At 39.6% G+C, this 4,389-nt stretch carries 4 protein-coding genes and 1 pseudogene; 3 read left to right on the forward strand and 2 right to left on the reverse strand.

What is annotated here, in order from left to right:
• Together AC52RT_RS16500 and AC52RT_RS16505 are read left to right on the forward strand one after the other, a co-directional pair.
• Positions 1-2,402: SbcC/MukB-like Walker B domain-containing protein (locus tag AC52RT_RS16500; RefSeq protein WP_495541755.1), on the forward strand; the 2,402-nt coding region annotated here is incomplete at its 5' end.
• A 21-nt stretch (positions 2,403-2,423) separates the two neighbouring features.
• Positions 2,424-3,212, forward strand: a complete 789-nt coding sequence (locus AC52RT_RS16505; protein ID WP_495541756.1) for a type II pantothenate kinase — start codon at positions 2,424-2,426, stop codon at positions 3,210-3,212.
• A gap of 4 nt (positions 3,213-3,216) precedes the next feature.
• Here the strand turns inward: AC52RT_RS16505 and AC52RT_RS16510 are convergent, their stop codons facing one another.
• On the reverse strand, positions 3,217-3,675 hold the full coding sequence (locus AC52RT_RS16510) for a hypothetical protein (protein WP_495541757.1): 459 nt from the start codon (positions 3,673-3,675) through the stop codon (positions 3,217-3,219).
• A 25-nt stretch (positions 3,676-3,700) separates the two neighbouring features.
• A complete protein-coding gene (locus AC52RT_RS16515) occupies positions 3,701-3,835 on the reverse strand; it encodes a small acid-soluble spore protein P (RefSeq protein WP_081704895.1) in 135 nt (44 codons plus the stop codon).
• Between the two features lie 70 nt (positions 3,836-3,905).
• On the opposite strand from AC52RT_RS16515, the pseudogene AC52RT_RS16520 reads away from it, so the two are divergent.
• A pseudogene (locus AC52RT_RS16520) lies at positions 3,906-4,329 on the forward strand (NUDIX hydrolase).
• The last annotated feature ends 60 nt before the right edge of the window (positions 4,330-4,389 follow it).

The raw sequence follows: 4,389 nt of genomic DNA on the forward strand, positions 1-4,389 counted from the left end.
TCGAAGAAATTAACAAAGCCAATGAAAGCCTTGACATTCATACAGCAAAAATTAAGAAGGAACAGATAGCTCGTGACAAAATTCAGGGCGAAATTTATCAGGCTCAAGAACTACTTAAACGGTTTGAAGAGCTTGAAAAGCTCCGTTTAGAAAAGGACGAGCTGGTCAAACGTAAACCAGAAATGGAAACCAAAGCGGCTGTCATAAAAATGGCGCAAAGAGCAGGAGCTCTTGAAAAGCAAGAACAGTTTTATTTACGAATGGGCAGACAAGCAAAAGATCTTCAAATTCAGCTGGATCAGCAAAATGAAACAGCAAAGAAGCTGTTTGAAAACACCATTCTCTTGCAAAAACGATATGATGCTGAGATGGACAAGACATCTGATCGAGAACAACTATCGGCGAAAGTGCATCATTTGCAGCAGCTTAAGCAAATGGTGGATACGGTTTCGGAACAAAAACAGATCGCTGTTGATTTGAATGGTGTTTGGAAACAGGCTCAGACTGAACAAGTGAGACTGGAAAAACAGCTGTCTCAAATGGAAATAGATGAAGAAAAAATTGCCCTATTAAAAACAGAGGCTGAGCAGGCGGTCGTGTTATTTGCAGAATTAGAGCGACAAGTTGACAAAAATGAAGACCTCTTGATCAAACTAGTAAAGCTTGAGGAATCCGACCAATTTGTTAAACAAGCACATGATGAATTTTCTGGGAAACAGGAAGTAGTCAAACAGGCAGTGGAACGTGCCCTTCAGCAAAAAACAGCCTTAGAACTACTTGAAAGTAAATGGAGAGATAGTCAAGCAGGTATTTTAGCGGCTGCTCTTACGCATGGTGAAATGTGTCCAGTATGCGGATCCTCCGAGCACCCTGCAAAAGCATTTCACTCGGCTGAACAACCTGATGAAGATGAACTGAAACAACAAAAAGCAGAAGTAAATAAAGCTGAACAACAAAAAACAAGTGCAGAAACCGCATTTTATAAAGCAGAATCCCGATATCAATCTCTTCAGGAAACGTATCAAGAGCGATTTGCTGCTGTGAGGGCTTTAGTAGCTGATTTCGAACTCGCTCGGTTGGAAGAATATAAAAACAACTGTCAGCAGAAAAAACACGAAGATGAGGAGCAGTTACGGGTTCTCCTTAAGCAAAAACAAACGATTTCAAGTATATCTGAAAAACTTTCAAGGATAAAAACAGAGAAACGAACAATAAAGTTTGAGATTGAAACCGTGAAAACAAAAGAAGAAAAGGCAAGAACTCAACTTCTTGAGGCTAATGCTAAACTCGCGGCTACAGTGGCTTCCATACCAGAAGAAATTAGGGAACCAGAAGCCTTTAACCAGGCTTTAAAACAAGCTATTACAGAACAAAAACAACTTGAAGAGGCACTAGAAGCGGCGAGAACTTCCTTAATGAAAGGAAAGGAACAAGAAACCACGATTAAAGCAAATATCACTTCCAGCGAGGAACAACTGAAAAAAGTAACCATCGAGTTAAACGAGGAACGAAGTAGATTTAAAGTAGAAATGACAGCACTAGGGTTTGAGTCTTACGGAAGCTATGTAGCTGCAAAAAAAACTGAAGCGGAAGTAAAGACATTAGAAAGTGATTTACAACAATATGAACAGCGTTATCAGACAGTTACCAACGTTTTTCATGATTTAGAATTGAAATTGAAAGGTGCCGTAAAACCAGATATTGAAGCCTTGCAACAACAATTTACGAATGCCGACCATGTATTAGAAGAACTTCGGCAGTTATTCGCTAAACTGACATCTGCCAAACAGAAAAATGAACAGATTCATGAAAAACTCGATAGGATGATCTTGGAACAAAAGGAAATAGAAGATCGATATCGGGTAATCGGCCATCTCCATGAAGTGTCCAAGGGGCAGAATCCATTCCGTATTACCTTCGAACGCTTTGTTCTTGCTTCATTTTTAGACGAAATTCTAAATGAAGCGAATTTACGTTTAAATAAAATGACAAGTGGCCGCTTCCAACTCATGCGTAAAATCGATCCAACGCGCAGAAATATTCAAAGTGGGTTGGAACTAACTGTTTACGATCAGTACACAGGACAGGAACGTCATGTTAAAACACTTTCAGGCGGTGAAAGCTTTAAGGCATCCCTTGCACTGGCACTTGGTCTTGCAGATGTTGTACAGCAGCATGCAGGAGGGATATCGTTGGAAACGATGTTTGTTGATGAAGGATTTGGAACGCTCGATCCTGAGTCACTTGACCAGGCATTAGAAGCACTAATGGATATTCAGAACAGCGGTCGACTTGTGGGAATTATTTCGCATGTACCAGAACTGAAGGAAAGAATCGAAGCGCGACTTGAGGTAATCGCTACTCAACTAGGAAGTCGAACCGAGTTCCAATTTATCAGTTAATACGATTTGGAGGGGATTAGAGTGGACAAGAAGGTTGGAATTGATGCAGGAAGTACACTGATAAAACTTGCTTACAATGAAAACGGTACGTACCATTTTAAGAAGTACTCCTATCAACAGAAGGATTCTCTTCTGCAATGGCTCCAAATCGCAGCTCCAGATGCTCGTTGGAACGTAACAGGCGGGAAAGGGCATCATTTCTTGTCGGTTTCTGATAATAGCAGAAAAATTGCTGAATTTGCGGCGATTACGGATGGAGCTATGTATATGACAGCAGCGCAAAAGTTGAACGTAAAAAACTATATTTTAGTAAATATCGGGACGGGCACTTCATTTTTTTCAATCAAAGAGAATTCAGCGGAACATCTTTATGGGAGCGGGACTGGCGGAGGAATGTTAATGGGGTTATCAACGATGCTAGTTGGGGAACGGCCATTTTCTGATCTTGCTGCTCTGGCTGAAAGCGGAGATCGCGCTAAACTAGATTTACAGGTACGTGATATTTATGCAAGTGAACCGCCAATTCCGGGTGATTTTACCGCAAGTAATTTTGGAAAAGCGACGACCGCTATTGTTCAACAAGAGGATATCACAGCTTCTTTATTCGGATTAATTGCTGAAACGACCATGCTTCTTGGTGTTCAATCAGCTAAGGCAGCGGGTGAAGTGGATATTGTTTATACCGGTGGATTGGCGGCAAATCCATACATGGAAAAAAGCCTCAAAGCAGCAACTGAGGCATTTGGCTGTAAGGCTCATTTTCTTACAAACGGAGAATACTGCGGTGCCATGGGTGCACTCATTTTTTGAAGGATTAAGGAACCTCAAGTTTCCATATACTTGATGTTCTTTTTTTGATGGTATTTTTACTAACACAAATTAGCAATGCATCAGTAGAAAGCTCAGTTGAAATATGTCGATCTTCTATAGAAAATGGAAAGGTAAAACTACGTTCTAGTGAGCCATCAGGCCCTGCTGCAAGGATTGTTAAAGTGTTCTTATCTATAGAAATGGTAATGTTTATTACGTGTTTTTTTTCGAAGAAAGCTTCTAAAAGATAATGAGTTGGATACTCAAAAACATCTAGACGAAATGTTTGAAAATCGAGAAAACTCGTATTTGGATCGACGAACAAATTTCTTAACCATTGTTCAAATAGTAGTTGGTCTTCCTTATCCCTAATCATGTGATTATCCCTTACCTTGCCCTTTACTTCTATCTTATGTTCTGGACTGTAAAGGGGAAAAGAAACAGCCATTTTTCCTCTAAGCATAAAGAAAAAATGGCTGTTCTTTTATTCACATATCATGATGGCTATTGTGCTTTTGACGGGAATGATTTTTATTTTTTACTTTATGAGAACCGCTTAAGGGTGCAGGCTGTCCCTCTTTAGGAGCATTTTTCCGACTATCTTTGTCATTATTTTTTTCCATAATGCATCCCTCCTTAATAGTAAGATGGACTATTTGCCTTTATTTTATTCCCACTGTTAAACCGTTGTTATTGGAAAAACGTATTTTCACACCGCCTAAACATATCGTCTCAGCAGCGACTATTGTACTTAATAAACAAGGGGAACTACTTTTAATAAAGGGACCGCGTCGAGGATGGGAAATGCCCGGTGGACAAGTTGAAGAAGGCGAGTCCTTAAAGGATGCTGCGATTAGAGAAACGAAAGAAGAAACGGGTATAGATATTGAAGTGCTGAAATTTTGTGGAGTTTTTCAAAACGTAAATCAATCCATTTGTAATACCTTGTTCTTAGCTAAACTAACAGGGGGGCGAATTAGCGACTTCACCGGAAAGCTTAGTGGTAGGGTTCTATCCGATTGATCAAGCTTCAGAAATGGTCACGTATACAAATTTCAAAGAAAGAATTGAATCTTGTTTGGACGAAAGGAGACATCCCTTTTATGTCGAATTTTAAAAAATAATAAAGGAACTCCAGTAACAGGGAGTTCCTCTATATATTTATTCTTTTTTCTTT

It is taken from the genome of Peribacillus sp., from assembly GCF_059453735.1.

Excerpts from the sequence above, each read along its gene's own strand:
- AC52RT_RS16510 (WP_495541757.1), bottom strand. The coding sequence starts at position 3,675 with ATGCTTAGAGGAAAAATGGCTGTTTCTTTTCCCCTTTACAGTCCAGAA.
- AC52RT_RS16515 (WP_081704895.1), bottom strand. The coding sequence starts at position 3,835 with ATGGAAAAAAATAATGACAAAGATAGTCGGAAAAATGCTCCTAAAGAG.